The organism is Sulfurimonas sp., from assembly GCF_018698455.1.
Classification (GTDB): Bacteria; Campylobacterota; Campylobacteria; order Campylobacterales; family Sulfurimonadaceae; genus Sulfurimonas.
The window spans coordinates 14543-34034 of record NZ_JABIOQ010000066.1; the positions used below are offsets into that span (position 1 = coordinate 14543).

Consider the following 19492-nt stretch of genomic DNA (forward strand, 5'->3'; position numbering starts at 1 on the left):
GATTTTTTTAGTACAATGGTTTTAAATATTTTTTCAAGGGTAATAAAATGCGACAATTTTTGATGATTCTATTGATAAGTACAGCTTTACTAGCAGAGACCTTAGCAGACCCTGCATTTATGAATGGTTCTGAAAGGTTATTATGGATGCTTTTAGTATGCGCAAGCATTATTGCTCTATTAGTCTCTTCTTTTCAAATTATAAAGCTTAAAAAAGAGCATAAAGAGTTACTTCAAAAACAAAATGCAATACAGAGTTCCCAAGATAAAATTATTTCAGATATGAGCGAAAATATTTATAGTATCGTTCAAGAAGCAGTTGATAATAAGAGTCTTCTTTCTCAAAAAATAGAAGATAACCCTCAAGATAAAGAATTATTAGAAGTAATGAATTCAGAGAAAAAAGTTTTAGATATGACAAGTAATCTCATAGAATTTTTGCGTATTAAATCTAAAAAAGTAGAAATTTCTAAAGAAAATTTTAAATTTGTCAACCTTTTAAATGATGTTTCTGGTTTACTGATATCAGATTTTCAAAATAGTAATATTGAGCTTACTTTTGATGTGGACAGTGATATACCATATATTCTCATTGGAGATACACTTAATTTAACGACGATATTAAAAAGCCTTCTCGAGTTCTGTATGAGTAAAAAAGCTAGAAAAGTAACATTAAGAATCTCAAAAGTAAAAGAGATGTCATTAAAGACAAAGCTTCACTTTTTGATTTCAACTGATGTTAAAATTCCAGCAGATAAAAGTATTTTTGAGTATACATATAGTGAACATACAAAAAAATATGAAGGTCTTGGGCTTGTTATTTCTAGAGATTTATCTCTTCTTATGAGAGGAGAACTTGTAGCAAGAAACACAAGTATAGGTAACATAGAACTCTCTCTAACTATTCCTTTTAATACTTCAAGCGAGAAAGGAGAGAATAAAGATTATAGAAGAAGACTTGATCCAAGACTTGCAAAGAAAAAAATTCTTGTTGTGGACGATAATAACGATTCTGCAACAGCTCTAGAAAAAATATTTTTAAACTTTAAGTATAGTGTGAAAGTTGAAAAACGCGATGAATATTTGAGGAATCTAAATGATTTTTCAATGTATGATATCGTTGTTATAGATGAGAGACTTTTTACAACTAAGTGTATAGATACACTTAAAACATCATCATGTAAAATCATATCACTAGGAAATTTTTTAAGTTCATCAGATATGGATATTGATGAGCTAAATACATACAGTTTAAAAAAACCATTTACTCAAGAGCGTATATATAATGCACTAAGTGCATTATATATACCTGTAGTTAAAGAAGCAGTTGTCATTGAAGAAGTAGAAGAGGAGAGTACTGAAAAACTTGAAGTATATAAGAGTGTTTTCCCAGATACAGCTGGTATTTCACTTAGTAGCTTTTCTAAATTTAGTGGTAAGAAGATTTTGCTTGTTGAAGACAACTTAATAAACCAAAAAGTTATTATAAGTATTTTAGGAAAATCCGGTATTGATATTTCTATCGCAAATAATGGTCAAGAATCTGTTGATATGATTAACTTTCACGATGAGTTTGATTTAGTTCTTATGGATATTAACATGCCGATCATGGATGGTTATACAGCGACTAAAATAATAAGAGATGATTTAAATCGTAAGATGTTACCTATAATCTCTTTAAGTGCATTGACCTCTGTAAACGAAGTAAGCCAAATGTTTGCTTCTGGAATGAATGGATACATTGCAAAACCTTTACATAAAGAAAAGCTATTTACGGCATTTTCTATGTTTATAAATACAGAGCTTAACACTGTTGAAGAAGAAGTAGTTGAAGAAGTTAAGGAGTTGGTATATGAAGGGCTTGATATACACAAAGGAATTGAGCAGGCTGATGGAAATTCTATGCTTTATAAAGAGCTTCTAGGGGAGTTTAGAGATGCCTATGGACAAAGTCATCAAGTATTTAAAGATTTAGTTGAAGATCACAGATATGAGCAAGCTAAAATGCTATGTTTAGACCTTCAAGGTTTAGCTGGTTCTATCTGTGCGGATGATATGCATAAGTTAGCAACAGAGATGCATAAGCAACTTATTTATAAAAAGTATGACCTTCTTCCTAAATACATCAAAGCATACACGATAGAACTTAAAATTTTGAATAATTCAATTACTGAGTATGTTACTTGATAATTCTTTTTGATTTAGATGGAACATTGATAGATTCAACCGATGCTATTTTAGAGAGTTTTCATAACTCTTTTGATGTACATAATTTCCCACACCCAGACGATAAAGATATAAAAAATCTTATTGGTTACCCCTTAGATGTAATGTATAAAGAACTAGGAGTAGATGAAAGTCTTGCTTGGGCTTTTGTGAAAACATATAAAGAGTACTATCAAGTAGTATCTACTCAAAAGACTTACTTACTTCCTAAAGCAAAAGAATCAGTACTTCTTGCAAATGATTTTGCTGAGCTAGGGATAGTAACAACAAAAACAGGTATATATTCAGAAGTACTGATGGAACATTTTGATATAATGGATTACTTTAAAGTGCTAATAGGTAGAGAACATGTAGAACATCCAAAGCCGCACGAGGAACCAATTTTAAAGGCATTAGAGAGTTTTGATGTACTAAATAAAGAAATCTGGATGATAGGCGATACGAAACTTGATCTCATTTCTGCAAAAAATGCAGGTGTAAATTCGATCGGTGTTTTGAGTGGTTATGATGATGAAGGTACCTTAAAAAAATATACTGAGTATATATTTACTACTGCTTACGAGGCAATAGTATTTTTAAGAAATAAAAAGTAAGCACTTAGCTTCTTTTTTTTCAAAATAATTAAATTAAAGAAGAGAGTGTAAATGAAATTATTAATAGTAGATGATGCGAAAATAATACATTTTATGGCCAAAAAAATATTGAAAGAAAATGGACTGGCAGATGTGGAATGCCAGGATGCATTTGACGGCAACGAAGCCGTTTGGCAAGTACATAAATTTAAACCGGACTTGATTCTTCTTGATGTTGAAATGCCAGAAAGAGATGGGATAAGTGCACTCGAATTGATTAAAAAAAATGACCCTAATATTATTGTGATTATGGTTAGCTCTCATGGATCAAAAACAATGATTTCAAAAGCTACATCGCTTGGAGCAAATGGCTTTATTCAAAAACCATTTGATAAAGATGAGCTATGCAGTTGCATTAGAAAAGTACTTCCATAAAAGTAGTTTAGTTGATACTAATTACATAACTTCTTTGTTTCAACAAAATTAAATTAAAATCAGCTAGAATGCCTTTAATATAATTTAAGGAAATAGCAATGCCATTATTAGACTCGTTTACAGTAGATCACACAATTATGCCAGCTCCAGCAGTTCGTAAAGCTAAGGGAATGAAAACTCCAAGTGGGGATGATATTACTGTTTTTGACTTACGTTTTGTAAGACCAAATGAAGATATACTTTCAGAAAAAGGTATTCATACATTGGAACATCTTTTTGCTGGTTTTATGAGAAATCATTTAAATTCTAAAGATACGGAGATAATAGATCTTTCACCTATGGGTTGTAGAACAGGTTTTTACATGAGTGTACTTGGCGCACCATCTGAAGAGAGTGTGGCTAAGGCTTGGGCAGAGGCTATGCAAGACGTTCTTGGAGTACAAGCACAGAGTGATATCCCTGAGTTAAATATTTACCAGTGTGGAACATATAAAATGCACTCACTTCAAGAGGCAAAAGATATAGCTTCAAACATTTTAAATAAAGACATTGACATCATGGATAATGATGCCCTTACTCTTGATTTAACAAAAGTAGACCAGTAACCCTCGCAAGTGTTTGACAGTAAACTCCATACAATGACTCTGAGTGAAGATGGCTCTTATACAGCCTATTCAAAAGAGTATGAAGAACATTACCACTCGACAAGAGATGGGGCACTTCATGAGTCTCTTGTCAAACATGTTATTCCTGCGTTTAATGTGATAAAGGAAGACGAAGTAAATATCTTAGATATTTGTTACGGACTCGGATTTAATACCCTTGCAACATTACTACATTGTAAAAGAAATTTCCCAAATAAAAAGTTAAATATTTACTCCCCTGAACTTGACACATTACTTGTGAAATCACTAGAAAATTTTACCTACCCTCCAGAATTTGATGAGTTTAGAGATGTTATTTTAACTCTCTCACGAGAAGGTGTGTGTAAAGATAAAAATATTTCCATAGAAGTTTTTTTAGGTGATGCCCGAGAGTATATTAAAAAGTTTGAGAACAAGTTTGACATAGTCTACCAAGATGCTTTTTCCCCTAGCACAAATCCAATGCTATGGACGCAGGAATACTTTGCGGATATAAAAAAGAGTATGAAGCAAAATAGTATTTTAACTACATACTCCATTGCATTCGCAACTAGACTTGCCCTATATAAGAATGGATTTTTTCTTTATATAAATCGTGGAGATGGTTTTCGAGATGCTACTGTAGCTTCTTTGCATGAGTTAAGCGAGTTTTACAAAGTTGATATGGAACATAAAATATCATGTAATAAAGATGCCCAACCACTCAGGGATTAAAAATCGACTCGATAAAAGTAGATACTTTAAAACAGCTCTAACAGCTTTACCCCAATGAAAATAACCCCTAAAAAAATCAAAGAGGAGATAAAAACTAACGCCGTCACGACTTTAGCATTGCACTCATAAAGTGATGCAAGATTTACATTAGCGACTGCTAGTGGCATAAGAAGTTCTATAAATACTATACCTTTTATCATCGGGTCTATCGAGAGAGGGTAGAGCACGCAAAACGCGAGGAGAGGTAAAAGGACAAACTTGAAAATCATAACCCAAACCAGCAATTTTTTACTCAGTTCTTTAACTTTTGTGCCATAAAGATAGATACCAAATAAAAAGAGTTGCATTGTCATAGAAGCATAAGCTCCCATCATGAGCATATTTAAAATAGAAGAGTGAATGCTCACTTCATAAACACTTAAAAGAATGGCAATGATGGTTGCCCAGAGGATTGGTAGTTTGATTATGTTAAGTAGGGAAGTCTTAGTATCGTAAGTTCCACGGGAGTAAAAGTATACACCAATAGTGTAAACTACAAATACATTGACAAGATTGACTATGGTCGTATAGGGGATAGAATCCTCTCCAAAAATGGCAATGTTTAGAGGAATCCCTAAATTTCCTGTATTTCCTATGATAGCAGCAACAGTTGCAATAGAGTATTCTTTTTTGTTTTTAAAGAGATATCTTGCAAAAAATGCAGAAATGAGTAAAAGAACCAGGACAATAAAAAGATAGATGGAAGGGGCATAGAGTAAAGAAATATCTACAGGACGAATCAAGAGACCCCAAAATGTTAAAAAAACTTGTAAGAAATAGACATTGATGAGAGTAATGGTTTTATCATCAATTTTCTCTTTAAAACTCATTTTAGCGAGATAACCCATCACAATAAAAACATAAATGCTTAATATACTAAATATAATTGAACTCATAGGCTAATTTTACTATAATTTTATATGCAAACACTAGAAAATATAAATAAAACAATAAAAGAAAATATAGCAGTAATGGTTTACTTCTCGGCACCAACTTGTAATGTTTGTCATGCCTTAAAGCCAAAGTTACTAGAGGCACTTGATGAAAATTTTAGTGAGTTTAAAGTAGAGAGTGTAGATATTTCTATTGATGAAGACATCGCACCGCATTTTGGTATTTTCACTATTCCTACGGTACTTATCTTTTTAGACTCAAAAGAGTTTGTACGTAAGTCTAGAAATATGAGTGTGAATGAACTCATGAAAGAGATACAGCGTCCTTATGAGATAATGACTTAAGAGTTTCATATGTCAACAAATAGTATAATATTTAAAATTTTATTAAGGTAAAGTATGAACAAAGTCAAACTGATTAATAATGAGAAGTTTCTTTCGGACGATGAATTTATCGTCTCTAAAACTGATAAACATGGAAAAATATTATATGGAAATAAGATTTTCATAAAAATATCAGGATATGAAGAGCATGAGCTTTTAGATAAGCCCCACTCCATACTAAGACATCCAGACATGCCAAGTTGTGTTTTCAAACTATTATGGGAGAGACTACAAGCGAAGCAAGAGATATTTGCTTATGTAAAAAACCTAGCCAAAGATGGATCTTTTTACTGGGTATATGCAAATGTAACAGTTACTCTGAACAAAAATGGTGGAGTAGTTGACTTACACTCTGTCCGAAGAAAGCCATCTTCAAAAGCGATGGAAGTGATACCGGGACTTTATAAAGCCTTACTTGCCCAAGAGAAGAAAGCAGGCATAGACAGTGGAACTAAGATGCTTATGAATATACTAAATGACAAAGGAGTATCATATGACGATTTTATCTTCGATTTACAAAACTAAGCAGACATTAGCTCTCTATGTAATTCTCCTTTTTATAGTTGTTTATTTTATAGTTATAGATGAATTTTTAATAGCAGGTGTACTATTTATTTTTATGGCCATAACGACACTTCTTTCGTTAAGAGAGAATGAAACATGCGAAAAGATTTTTAATGATCCAATAGTAAGACAGATAAGAGATGTTCTTTTAAAAGCGGGTAAGGGCGAACTCTCGTATAGAATAACACATATTGATGATGAGCATACCATGCATGATGTTGCTTGGGGTGTAAATGATCTACTAGATCAAGTCGAACAATATATGCGTGATGGAAAAGCAGCTATTGAGAATGCAAACAAGGGGCATAGAAATAGAATTGTTCCACCCCGTGGATACAAAGGTGATTTTGCAACGGCAGTACCTTCTCTTAACACGGCAATTCATTCTATCTTCCTTTCTTATAAAGGTGCACAAGCTAAATCACTTTCAGAGATATTTGAGAATAATAGTAAGGGTGGTGTATCCCGCGGATTGTCAATTATTCAAGAAGATATTATAACAAACTTGGATGTTGTAAACGAGATAGCCATAAGAACTAAAGAAACATTTAGCGAAGTGGTTGAATCAAGGGATGTGATTCAAAACATCACCTCAAGTCTAGATGAACTTATCACACTCATAACAAACTCCAATGACTCAATCTCTATGTTGAGTGAAAGAACTAATGACATTACTGCTGTGGTAGAATTGATTAAAGATATTGCAGAACAAACAAATCTACTTGCATTAAATGCGGCTATAGAAGCTGCCCGTGCGGGTGAACATGGACGAGGTTTTGCCGTTGTCGCCGATGAGGTGAGAAAACTTGCAGAACGAACACAAAAAGCGACACAAGAGATAGCTATAACTACAAACAGTTTAAAGCAAGAAGCAAATGATATACAAATGAATTCGGACAAAGTGACAAGCTTAGCTACTGGTTCTCAAGAGGATGTAGAAAATTTCCATAATACACTAGAGAGATTTTCTCTCAATGCAGATAAATCTGCAAACCAGTCTGAAAATGTACATAATTCACTCTTTACAAGCTTGGCAAAAGTTGATCATATTATTTTTAAGCATAAGGCTTATGTAGCAATATTTCATGGAGATAAAGATAACTTAGAATTCTTGGGCGATCATCACTCTTGTAGATTAGGAAAGTGGTATGATAATGATAGCGATCAAGCTAAAGAAAGATTTGGAGCTACAAAAGCTTACAAAGAGATACATGTACCGCATGAAAAAATTCATACAAATATACTGAGAACATTGGAATGTGTTGAAAAGGGAAATTGTACATCTCCTGAAAATAGAGATCAGATAATCTTATCTATGAAAAATGCAGAAGAGGCTAGTTTTGAACTCTTTGAATTATTTCAAAAAATGGTAGCAGAAGCGAATCCATCACTTAAAGCATAAATGCAATTAGTGATGCAGTTACTGCAACATTAAGTGATTCTACTCCGCGTTTCATAGGAATTTGGAGTGATTCATTACATAAGTCTTCGACTTCTTTACTAACACCTTCACTTTCATTTCCAAGAACATAGATACTTCTCCCAGTAGGCTTAACATCATAAATACTTTGTTTTGCATGAGATGAAAGAGAATAAATTTGAGTATCTTTTACTTTTGCGAGTACATCTTCAAGTGCATCACAGAAGTAGATAGGAAGTTTAAAAAGTGTTCCCGCACTTGCTTTTATAACTAGAGGAGAGATTTTTGCAGAGTTCTTTTTAGGAAGAATGAGTCCATCAATATTTCCAGCCGCACAACTCCTTATAATCATTCCTAAGTTTTGAGGATTTTGAATGCCATCAAGTGCAAGAAGTCTGTACGAATTGAGTTCTAAGATTGCCGTCGCATTTGAGTAAGATTGAGAAATAATATCTATACAAACACCTTGGTCTTGTTTTGCATTTTTACTAATTCTACTTAAAGCACTTTTAGTGTGGTAAGAGATTTCAATATCGCGCTTTTGTGCAAGTGCTAGTATCTCTTTGATATTTCCATCAGTTTTGTTTGAGTCAGCCATATGCAGCTTATGAATTTCAACACTTGTATCCTGCAAAACTTCTATAACCACATTTCTTCCGTAGAGAGTGATTATTTTCTCAAAAAACTTTTTTTTATCTTTATATTCTTGTGAATCTTGCATTGTATATACCTTTGTAATGATAAATGCAATGTTATCACAAATAGGATTTATATCTAAAGAAAATAGATTTATTTGATAACACTTAGCTATAGTTTTTCTAAAAATTAGCCTTTTGTATTGTGTTTGAATACACCGTTAAAGTCAACTGGAGGCATATCTATATAGTGTTCACATCTTTGTATATAGATGCCATAAATATTTTTATTAGATTTATCTGGCCAACTTTCTAACTCATTAAAAACAAGTAGAGCATCTTCAAAATTTTTATTTTTATAGAGGTCTATACCTTTATGATAGTAATCAAGCTCATCTAATAATCTCTCTTTGGAAGCTTTATATAGTGGATTTCCTTCCCATTTCATTGGTATTGCTTGATAGTCTACAATTTGCCAAATTTCAACAGGAACTGATTGCCCCTTAACGGTTACCAGGTCTAAAAATCTAAATATATATTTTCCCTTTGGTATTTTTTCTTTTACATAAATTGAAATATTACATGATGAGTTGTAGTATTTACATAAAGATTCAAGTCTTGCACCAAGGTTAACGGGGTCTCCAATAACAGTATAGTCACTTCTACCACTACTCCCCATTTCACCAACAACGCCAACTCCAACATTAATTCCAATGCCAATTTCTATGGGTTCTACTCCATTGTCTGCAGCTAAATCACATATAGCTTTATATCTATCGTCTAACTTTAGTTTTGCATTTAATGGTTTAAGAGCATGGATCTGGTCAAGTGTTGCATCAACAGCTTTTTCGACATGATTTTTTACAAGAACGGGAGCATTCCAGTATGACATGATGGCATCGCCAATGAACTTGTCAACAGTGCCTTCGTACTTCATAATTATTTGAGTCATTTCATCCATATACTCATTTAAAAACTGTATAAGTAAACGTGCACCTCCAGCCACTTCGGATATGTTTGTGAAATTTCTAATGTCGGAGAATGTTACTGTAATTTCATGTTCCTTGGCAATAAAAGTATTGCCTTTATCGGCAGCTCTTTTCATGATGTCCTCCATAACTTGAGGTGAAACTTTAGAAGCAAACTTTCCTTTAATGAGATTTTTTTGTTTTGTTTCTAGAAAATAGTTAACAATTATGGAGACTAGTGCCCCAAAGACAAGAGCAAAAAGTGGATAAAATAGAGTGAGAATTATACCTTCGACAAAAAGCATGTAATTTACAAAATATATAAATGAAGCTCCTAATACAATTATAATGATAGGAAGCAGAACGGCTCCACTATATCCGATGCTCATGACAACTATAATGGACATAATTAAAGTTATTGTTATGTTGTATGCACTTGCTTCAGCAGGAATATATAAAAAATCTCCCTTTAAGATATTGTCAATAACATTTGCATGGACTTCTACACCAGGATAAATAGAATCATAAGGGATGTTCCTTAAGTCCAAGAGTCCTGCTGCCGAAGTGCCTACAAGTGCTATTTTACCCTCTAACTCTTTTGGATCAACTCTATTTTTTATAATGTCAGCAGCGGAAATATAGGTAAAAGTATATGAGGGTCCTCTAAAGTTGACAGCTAGTCTTCCATATATATCTGTTGGAATGTTAAACTCCCCTAGCTCAATGTTTCGTACTCCTAGTTCATCATAATTTACAGTAAGTTTGTTGATTTGATGAACCGCCCTAATTAGCTCTAAGGCTAAAGATGGGTAAACAGACATGTCATAACTCATAGCCAAAGGAACACTTCTGATAACTCCGTCAGTATCAGGAGTGGCATTGAAAAATCCACTCGAATAAGAGTTATCTTGAATTATTGGAATATTTTTAATTACCCCTTTGGGCTGGAGGAGATGTTCAGTTTTCCCTTTGCCTTTTTGAGTAAATATCGCTGGGATATCGGGAGTTTCTACATCTAGATATTGTTGGTTCCCATTAAAATCAAAGGTATATCCCAAAATAGTTGGAGTTTGAGAAAGCACGGAAGCGAATATCTCGTCATAATCTACTTCCTTATCATCAGGGACTAAATCTTCTATACCTAAGTCATAAATTATTTTCTTTGGGCTTGATCGATCAGCCTCGGGAAACATAATATCAAATCCGACAGCTGCAATCCCATTTAGCGCTAAATTATAGACCATTGTGGCAATTTTATCTCTACCCCAAGGAAACTGGCCTATCTCATTTAATGATTTCTCATCAATATCAATAATAATGACTTGCCCTGTTGTTTCAATGGCACCACGATTAATAAATAGCATGTCTCTGAGTTTTTTGTCAATTGTGTCAAAGTGATTTGGCAGGTATAAGTATAATGAGGTAGAGAATAAAGCAACGGATATTGACAAACTAAAGTAGATAAGAAATTTTTTCACATTTTGCCTTAAGATAATATATAAACTACAAGAGAATAAGTTAACTTTTACTCAAGAATAGTTTTCAAGTCTTGAGTAGGTATGGCTTGGGAATCTGGAGGAAGATTTGGCATGTTAATGGCATTGTCATTAAAAGAAGCTACAGGAACTTGTATATTAACATTTGAATCGCTTTGCTCTGTTCCACTTCCACACCCAATAAATAACACTGATATAAATAAATGTAATACAAATTTATGCAAATGAAGTCCTGTTTAATAATTTATAAGTAATTATACTGTAAAATTGTTTATTTTAAATACCCTATACAGGAATATAATGAAAAAACTATTTATCTTGTTTTTTATCGCTTTTACGAGTTTAGCCTTTACATATGAACCCTCATACGTAACCCCTCAGATAGATACCTACAATCAAGCCAAAGAACTTTTTAAAAACAAAAAGTACCAAAAGGCGTATGACTTATTTTATAAGCTTTTTGAAAAAAACCTAGAAGATCCGAATATTAATTTTTATCTAGGAAGAAGTGCTTATATGTTACAACACTTTGAGTTAGCGATAGCTGCCTATGAAAGAGTTCTTATGAGTGATCCAAAATCCGTTAGATCAAACCTTGAAATTGCAAAATGTTATTTCGAGCTCAAAGACTACAAAGAATCAAAAAAAATATTTTTAGAAACTTTAAGCGATCAAATGCCAACGAATGTACAGCAAAATATTAGAATGTATTTAAAAGCATTAGATTCAAAAACTAAAAAAAACTTTATTAGTGGATCAGTAGTCCTAGGTCTTAATTATGACTCAAACATATATAGCCGTGCAAATGACGATATATTTACAATACCCGGAATTATAGACAACATCACAAATCAGCCCATAAAAACGACAAACTCTACACCAGAAGCTTCTGGATACGCTCATCAACAAGCTGTTAGTCTAAATCATTTGTATAAGTTTGATAATGAAATTAACTTCAAGAATAATTTCGTATTTTTTGCAAAAACGATAGTTGAGCATCATAATAGAGATATTATGCTCGCCCAATACTCTCCAGCGGTCTCCGTCACCTACAATCACAATAAAATTTTAGTAGATTACGCTCTCTTGTTTAGTAAAATATGGTTAGGCTCGAAATCAACAATGACCTACTATGGTATCAACCCGAGATTAACGTATGTGTTCGATGCATATAATATTTTGAGTTCCTCTTTTAAGTATCAAGAAAAAAATATCGTAACAAATACATCCCATATAACAGAACTTGATTTTTCCCTTAGACGAATACAGTCGAGTAAAACAACATTTTTATTTTATACGAGATTGGCAGCAGAGAGAAAAGTTTCAGATGGTTTACAAAACATAGACTCTGATTTGATAAATGTCGCCTTTTCTACATCGTATTGTTTTACACCTCTATTAAGTATAACTCCAAAGTTACAGTATTACATGAAGTGGTATAAGGATGAGGATGTTTTTTATGTAAAGAAGCAAGAAGACAAAGAACTTCAGTTTTTACTAAATTCGACTTATTCCATTAGTAAAAGTTCTTTATTTAGCATGGATTACTCATATATGAATCATATATCAAACATTCCATCGTGGGAGTTTAACAAACACTCTCTAACGGCTAACATCATCTTATTATTTTAAAAGGCTTAAATATGAAAATATTAATATTGTTATTCTTATTATCAGCAACACTTTTTGCGAATATAGGACAAATAAGCTCCTTAAGGGGCTCATGCATCATATCTAGAGATAATATGAAAATGGATGCTTCAATTGGGTTTAAATTAAAAGCAAAAGACGTATTAAACACTGGAAAGAAATCAAAACTACAAATAATTTTTAAAGATGGAAGTATCGTTACAATAGGTAAATCATCAACATTTGACATAGCGGAGTATGTTTTTGACGCGGCATCTCCTAAGAAGTCCAAAGTTAACTTCGGATTTTTAAAGGGTTCATTTAAATCTATAACGGGTCAGATAGGTAAATTTGCACCTGAGAAGTTTAAGCTTAGAACTAAAACAGCGACAATTGGGATAAGGGGAACAACAGTAGTCGGTAACCAAGATAAAATAGCATGTACATACGGAAAGATAAATGTAAGTTCTCATGGCGTTACTCGCTCTGTTCCTGCTGGAATGTTTTCTAAGACACCAAAAGAATCTCCACCGAGTGTTCCAGAAGTGTATGTAGCGGGTAGTATTGAAGCTGGTGACATTGAAGACTCGACAGAAGCTTCATCTGAAGAGGAAGAGGCAACAAGCGATTCCGAAGAAACGGATGAAGGCGAGGTTCAAGACGAAGAACAAACGGATGAAGGCGAGGTTCAAGACGAAGAACAAACGGATGAAGGCGAGGTTCAAGACGAAGAACAAACGGGTGAAGGTGCAGTTGAGGGAGAAGAACAAACGGGTGAAGGTGCAGTTGAGGGAGAAGAACAAACGGGTGAAGGTGCAGTTGAGGGAGAAGAACAAACGGGTGAAGGTGCAGTTGAGAGAGAAGAACAAACGGGTGAAGGCGAGGTTCAAGACGGAGAACAAACAAGTGCTCAAGTAGAAGATGGAGGTAATCCGACTTCAGAAACGGAAGAGACAACGGAAGCAACTCCAGTTGCTGCCGCAGCTTCAGTTCCTCTTGCAAGTACTCCATCGACTGCCGATGAAGGGGAAGCAACAACTGGGCAAGAGCAATCGGAAGTGAATCCGACTTCAGAAACTGAAGATGTTTCATCGACAAAAGTTACTCCAACTGTAGCTGAAGAATCAGTTCCAGTTGCAAGCATACCATCCACAACTGATGAAAGCGATTACGATTCGGTGAGTGACCTTGAAGGTTCTGGAATTGATTCGACTTCTGTTAGCGAAGTGGGAACCGTGATAGACACCTCTACAACACAAACTCAAGATACATCTTCAACTGAAGTAGGTGATACTCTGACCCAAGTTCAAGATAATGTGCAAACAGTTGAACAAGTAGTGCAAACTGACGCTAAAATAGTTACTGAAACGATAATTATAATTAGCGATTTATCCGTAGCAGATGTAACGAATGAAATTATTTCAACAAGTACTTTGGACAATTTACAAATAGACACAGCGGACTTAACGAAAGTAAGTGCATTTGGAGATGCTTATTTGGAGTATGGCTACTGGGAAAGTGTCGATACTGGAGCTGCTGTTTACACTTATCTTAGTGGTATGCTAACTTCAAGTGAGACTGTTGATCAGATGATTGGACTAGCCCCAACAGCGACATATACTGGTGGACTTAGTGCAATAGTTACGGATCCTAATGGAGCCACTATAGCATCCGATGGAAGCGTAGTCTTAGATTTTGACTTTGTAAATCAAAGCTTCGCAGGTAACATAAATGTGACTCAGGGTGGTTTTAGTGCAGATGTCGCTGGAAATGTACATAAGTACGGATTTGACACGACTAGTGTCACTACTGCAACAAGTAGTACTGCAACAAACATCGCCGGAGACTTGAGTGGACAGTTTTACGGAACAAATGCCGAAGCGGCGGGAGGCTCGTTTAACTTGACGAGCGACAATGTGGGTAGTGTTAACGGCGTGTTTGGAGTCGCAAAATGAAAAATATAATATTAAAATTACTTGTCCTATTCTCTATCTCTCAGGTTTCACTTTTTTCGGCTGAACTAAGTTTAAAAGCTCATGGTGGAGTTGCTCAATTTAATGGGAATACAAGTGTAGTTTCTATAGCCGATAGTCCTCTTTTAGATATTTCTTCAAATATAACTTTGGAAGCATGGATATATATGGATGAACAAATTCAATTTAATCATGTAATTACAAAATGGAATACGGCAACAAATGACCGTAGTTATCAGCTACAAATTTTAAACAACAAAGTTAATTTTTCTACTTCACCAAACGGAGACAATGCAGATACTCTAGAAGGAATATCAACTTTACAAACTGGACAATGGTATCATATTGCAGCAGTATATGATGGAAGCGAAAAGAGAATTTATCTTAATGGACAATTAGATGGAAACGTATCAAGTACTGGGTTACTCTTTAATTCTACTGCTCCTTTAGTTCTAGGAGGCCATGACCTTAACGCGACTTCTTTTGTTGGAACACTTAAAGGTGAACTTGATGAAGTAAAGGTTTGGAATACAGCTAGAACTTCTGCAGAGATAAATGCAACAATAAATCATCAGTTAGATGGAAATGAAACAGGACTAGTAGCTTATTATAACTTTGATGAGAGAGTAGGGAAAACGGTTAAAGATATAACTTCAAACAATCTTGACGGAACGATTAGTGGAGATGTGACTCGTCTGAATTTTTTAGGTGATGGACTTGTTTTTGATGAGATTGACAACAATAGTAGTACTATTACAGTTGCAGAAAGTAATGTTTTAGACTTAAACACTACTTTCACTATTAATACATGGTTTAAAACTAATGAAGACTCATCAACTGGTATACAGCAACTAGTTAATAAATATAATGAAGAATTGGGGGGTTATGCTATTGGCCTAGTAAATATAGGTGGAGAACAAAAGATTGAAGTAGCGATTAGCCCTGATGGGACAAACAAAACTACCGTTAATAGTTCGTCAAATATAAATATTGGTCAGTGGTATCACTTAAGCATAGTAAGTGATGGCTTAAATATTCAAATTTATCTCAATGGTAAATTAGACAAGACGGCAGCTTATAATCAAGGGCTATTTCAAAATAATATTGATTTAAAAATCGGTGCAAATATTATTGATACTGAAGTATTTAATGGAAGTATCTCAGAAGTTTCCATCTTTAACAGAGTGATATCTCAAAATGAGATAATACATAACATGCATACTTCTCTAAAAGGGGACGAAACTGGACTAGTTGGTTACTGGCCACTAAACGAAGGTTCCGGGCTAGTGGCGAATGACAGAAGCTTAAGTGCCAATAATGGAGTTATAAGTCTAGCTGCTTGGTCGGAAAATGCACCAATTCTCTATGGGGATAAGCTTTATACGACAGATGCTATGGATACCTTTCACAAACTCTTTGTTGAAAACAATACAAGTAGCCCTACTTACAGTTATAACGGAAGTATTCCCTCTACTCTTCGGAATTTTGATGGAACAACTGGAACTTTTTTATATACAGCTGATGGAACGGCTGGAGAAGTACTTGATTTTAACGCAAGCGATGGAATAGACTTAAATAAACTAGTAAATGTTCAAGCTTATGTGAATCCATATAGCACACAGTTTAACTTAACAAATGTAAACTTGTCAGACCATAATATTACAAATATGCAACTCATTAAAACTGATGGAAATACCGACAGTTTCAATATTCAAGGCTCAGAAGCTTTATCCGATGGGGTGAACAACTTAAGCACTCTAGTTTACAATAAGGATAATAACTTTAGTATTAGATTCGACGTTAATAACTCTGGGGTAGAAAATAGCTACTACTATAATTTTCCTAATTCTACATTTGATTCCGATGTTATATATAACTCGTCATTAGCTAACTCGTCATTAGCTAACTACAAAACTATAATAAACGCAACGACGAATACATTCGACATCGATGCTAACTCGACAACTTTTTTTTCTGCTTTGGACCTTCACTTTAATTTTGAAGGGAATACATCACTTGTTATTAATAATAATGCGATTATTCAAAGCCACCTTGATGGATATACTATCATGGACTCAGCACTCCAACCTATTCTAAATACAAGCTTAGATTATAATAAAACATTTGCACATAAATCAAGCTCTCAAACTCTATCTACCAATATATCCATTTTTATGCCGGGAGTCTTGTGGGAGACGAATATATACAGGAAAGTTAAGGCGACAGAAGATATATTTGTAAGCGATGTGAATGTATCCTTTTCAAATATTACCGTGAATTTAGATGAGCAAAACCTTGACTCTATTGATTTCAAAAATAGTGATGGCGGTTATACTCGCTATAAGATTACAGATAGTCAAATCGCAGGTACAAGCTTTACCATTCCTTTGATTACTGATGCTTCTTATGAAATTGTCGCTACTTACTCAGACTTAAATAAGTCAGTATACGATTCTGGTAGTGGAAACTGGTTACCTTTTGGTGAAAGTGCCGATCACTTTATTGCGACAGATGGACTTGTCTTGCCTGATATACCTGTTAGTGCACCTAGAAAACCAACTCTAAAAGTTACAAACAACCTTACTCAGTATTTAGGAAAATGGGATACTACCGACTATACATATGGAGTAACGCTATCAAGTGATGGCACAAAAGCTTATGTTGCCGATAATATAAATGGATTAGCCATTATAGACATTACAAATCCTACTGCTCCAGTTACTCTTGGAACACTACCTACTAATGGTTCAGCAAGGAGTGTTGTTCTTTCAAAGGATGGAACTATTGCTTACATTGGGGATTGGGAGAATGGACTTGTAATCGTTGATGTTTCAAATCCAATCTCCCCCGAAGTGCTGGGAACATTTGATACGAGCGGCAAAGCCGCTTTTGTGAGTTTATCAAGTGATGGGACTAAAGCATATATAGCTGACTATACGAAGGGATTAGTAATAGTTGATATAAGTGACCCTATGGCACCAGTAGAAGTAGGTTCGTATCCAACAGGTGAAAGTTCATTCATACAACCAGAAGTAGAAGGTTCGCCCAATAGTCTAGAAGTTAGAATCTCAAACGATGAAACTAAAGCTTATCTTGCCGACGCAAACGGACTATTTGTTATAGATATAAGCAGTCCGGCAACTTCTACTCCTTTATCACCGATTTTAGAGATGCCTTATAACGCTGTAACATTGTCTAGCGATGATACTATAGCATATCTTTCAAGTTCTTATGGTGTTGACATTTTCGATATTAGTGATCCAAGTAATCCAATTTTTTTATCAACTTTTGACACGAATGAAAATACTTTGGGAGTCACTCTTTCGGGTGATGGTTCTAAAGCTTATGTTTCAGTTGGTCATGGAGGAATAGTGATACTAGACATTACGAATCCTACCGAAGAACCGGTTCTTTTATCAACATTAAAGACTACTGGAAGAGTATCCGAAATTGCTTTGTCGGATGATGAAACAAAAGCATATGTTGCAGATAGTGCAGGTGGTTTAGTAATTATAGACATCGCAAACATTGAATCTCAGCTTTTGCCGGGATCATTTGAAAGCGTTGGAAATGTTAGAGGTCTTACTCTTTCAGATGACGGTACAAAAGCATATGTTGCAGCTAATCATGATGAAACAGCTTCTAATAATGGGTTTAAAGTTCTAAATATTTCAAGTCCTAGCACACCAGGACTTATGGATTATGTTCCTACTGAAAATGCTTATGGAGTGGCAGTATCAAATGACGGGACAAAAGCGTATGTCGTAGGTACAAATGGATTGGTCATTCTTGATATAAGTAATCCAACCGGGGTATTGCAGATTGGAACCTTTGACACAAATGGAGTAGTTTATAAGGTTGTCTTATCTACGGATGGAACGACCGCTTATATAGCTTATGACGGTGGATTAGCTATACTAGATATTACAAACCCAAGCATACCAATAATGTTAGGTTCATATGATACACAAGGCTCTGCTACTAATATTGTACTCTCAGATGATGGGAGAAAGGCTTACATCTGTGCTTCTGAGAGTGGTTTAGTAATATTGGATGTCTCAAATCCAGCTACTCCTACTTGGTTGCCAACTTATGCTTTAGACTATCCTGAAGCAGTCGCTCTCTCCGATGATGGGACAAAGGCTTACATTACCGATAACTTAGGTATGACTACTCTCGACATTACCGGCATTAACCCTCCTAGTCTAATATCAAATTTCCATACATCTAGTAAAGCTTTTGGGGTTAGATTGTCAGATGATAACACAAAGGCATACATTAATCTTGATAAAAAGGTAAGTGTAATTGATGTAACTATTCCAAGTAGCCCTATAGAAATAGCATCTTATAGTACGAAAGATACTAGTGATATTGTATTGTCAGAAAATGGAACGAAGATTTATGTCGCTGATGGTGCTAATGGTTTAGTTATACTAGATACTAATCTTAACTTGCACCTAAATAAAAATTTTGCAGATACAAACATTACTCTGGAGATAGACGACTTAGACCAGAGTAGCTTAACTCTTAACATAGACATGAACGATACTTCGATTATTACTCTTGGCGATTATAATCAAAGTCTAGTTTATAATGACTACAACAATACTCAACTCACAATACCAATACAGCCCATAGCGGATAAGCTTGGTTCTACAAGAGTGGATGTAAATATTAGCGATGGTACTTATTCGGTACTTAAAAGTTTTAACATTAAAGTGTTTGACCAAACTTTTCCTCCAACTTTAAGTGCTATCGCTGATATAAACACAAGCGAAGACTTCAGCGACTTTAACATAACGGTAAACGCGACGGATACAGATGGTGACGTAATCACTTACTCAGTAGGCTCAAGCGACATCAATATTTCAACTGTGACAATGGTGGGAAATGTAATCGTG

15 protein-coding genes are annotated in these 19492 nt (G+C 34.5%); 11 read left to right on the forward strand and 4 right to left on the reverse strand.

What is annotated here, in order from left to right:
- The first annotated feature begins 47 nt into the window (after positions 1–47).
- The 5 genes from HOG88_RS09770 to HOG88_RS09790 all read left to right on the forward strand — a co-directional run bounded on the left by HOG88_RS09770 (position 48) and on the right by HOG88_RS09790 (position 4590).
- Positions 48–2186 carry a response regulator gene (locus HOG88_RS09770; RefSeq protein WP_295005665.1) on the forward strand — a complete coding sequence of 713 codons (2139 nt, stop codon included), beginning with the start codon at positions 48–50 and terminating at the stop codon, positions 2184–2186.
- A complete protein-coding gene (locus tag HOG88_RS09775) occupies positions 2183–2818 on the forward strand; it encodes an HAD family hydrolase (protein WP_295005667.1) in 636 nt (211 codons plus the stop codon). Before HOG88_RS09770 ends, HOG88_RS09775 begins: the two co-directional genes overlap by 4 nt.
- A gap of 51 nt (positions 2819–2869) precedes the next feature.
- Positions 2870–3232, forward strand: a complete 363-nt coding sequence (locus HOG88_RS09780; protein WP_295005669.1) for a response regulator — start codon at positions 2870–2872, stop codon at positions 3230–3232.
- 98 nt (positions 3233–3330) lie between these two features.
- Positions 3331–3837, forward strand: a complete 507-nt coding sequence (luxS, locus tag HOG88_RS09785; RefSeq protein WP_295005671.1) for an S-ribosylhomocysteine lyase — start codon at positions 3331–3333, stop codon at positions 3835–3837.
- A 9-nt stretch (positions 3838–3846) separates the two neighbouring features.
- Positions 3847–4590, forward strand: coding sequence for an MnmC family methyltransferase (locus HOG88_RS09790; RefSeq protein WP_295005673.1), 744 nt, complete (start codon positions 3847–3849; stop codon positions 4588–4590).
- Positions 4591–4616: 26 nt separating this feature from the next.
- Here the strand turns inward: HOG88_RS09790 and HOG88_RS09795 are convergent, their stop codons facing one another.
- Positions 4617–5525 (reverse strand): AEC family transporter, encoded by a 909-nt coding sequence (locus tag HOG88_RS09795; protein ID WP_295005675.1) that lies wholly within the window; start codon positions 5523–5525, stop codon positions 4617–4619.
- 24 nt (positions 5526–5549) lie between these two features.
- On the opposite strand from HOG88_RS09795, the gene HOG88_RS09800 reads away from it, so the two are divergent.
- The 3 genes from HOG88_RS09800 to HOG88_RS09810 are packed head-to-tail and all read left to right on the forward strand — an operon-like array spanning position 5550 to position 7872.
- Positions 5550–5867, forward strand: coding sequence for a co-chaperone YbbN (locus HOG88_RS09800; protein ID WP_295005677.1), 318 nt, complete (start codon positions 5550–5552; stop codon positions 5865–5867).
- Positions 5868–5921: 54 nt separating this feature from the next.
- A complete protein-coding gene (locus tag HOG88_RS09805) occupies positions 5922–6431 on the forward strand; it encodes a PAS domain-containing protein (protein ID WP_295005679.1) in 510 nt (169 codons plus the stop codon).
- Positions 6400–7872: a methyl-accepting chemotaxis protein gene (locus HOG88_RS09810; RefSeq protein ID WP_295005681.1), complete on the forward strand. Its 1473-nt coding sequence runs from the start codon at positions 6400–6402 to the stop codon at positions 7870–7872. The genes HOG88_RS09805 and HOG88_RS09810 overlap by 32 nt, the downstream gene beginning before the upstream one ends.
- On the opposite strand, the gene HOG88_RS09815 is transcribed toward HOG88_RS09810, so the two are convergent.
- From HOG88_RS09815 to HOG88_RS09825, 3 genes are all read right to left on the reverse strand, one after another.
- Positions 7862–8611 (reverse strand): RNA methyltransferase, encoded by a 750-nt coding sequence (locus tag HOG88_RS09815; protein WP_295005683.1) that lies wholly within the window; start codon positions 8609–8611, stop codon positions 7862–7864. The two genes, HOG88_RS09810 and HOG88_RS09815, sit on opposite strands and share 11 nt — an antisense overlap.
- Positions 8612–8715: 104 nt before the next feature.
- Positions 8716–10971, reverse strand: a complete 2256-nt coding sequence (locus HOG88_RS09820; protein ID WP_295005685.1) for a CHASE2 domain-containing protein — start codon at positions 10969–10971, stop codon at positions 8716–8718.
- A 47-nt stretch (positions 10972–11018) separates the two neighbouring features.
- The gene (locus HOG88_RS09825; RefSeq protein ID WP_295005687.1) at positions 11019–11213 is read right to left on the reverse strand and encodes a hypothetical protein; all 195 of its coding nucleotides are present in this window, start codon (positions 11211–11213) and stop codon (positions 11019–11021) included.
- Between the two features lie 76 nt (positions 11214–11289).
- On the opposite strand from HOG88_RS09825, the gene HOG88_RS09830 reads away from it, so the two are divergent.
- The 3 genes from HOG88_RS09830 to HOG88_RS09840 all read left to right on the forward strand — a co-directional run.
- The gene (locus tag HOG88_RS09830; RefSeq protein ID WP_295005689.1) at positions 11290–12621 is read left to right on the forward strand and encodes a tetratricopeptide repeat protein; all 1332 of its coding nucleotides are present in this window, start codon (positions 11290–11292) and stop codon (positions 12619–12621) included.
- Positions 12622–12740: 119 nt separating this feature from the next.
- The gene (locus HOG88_RS09835; protein WP_295005691.1) at positions 12741–14573 is read left to right on the forward strand and encodes a FecR domain-containing protein; all 1833 of its coding nucleotides are present in this window, start codon (positions 12741–12743) and stop codon (positions 14571–14573) included.
- Positions 14570–19492, forward strand: a 4923-nt coding sequence (locus HOG88_RS09840; RefSeq protein ID WP_295005693.1) for a LamG-like jellyroll fold domain-containing protein, incomplete at its 3' end; no start/stop codon positions are given. The genes HOG88_RS09835 and HOG88_RS09840, both read left to right, overlap by 4 nt.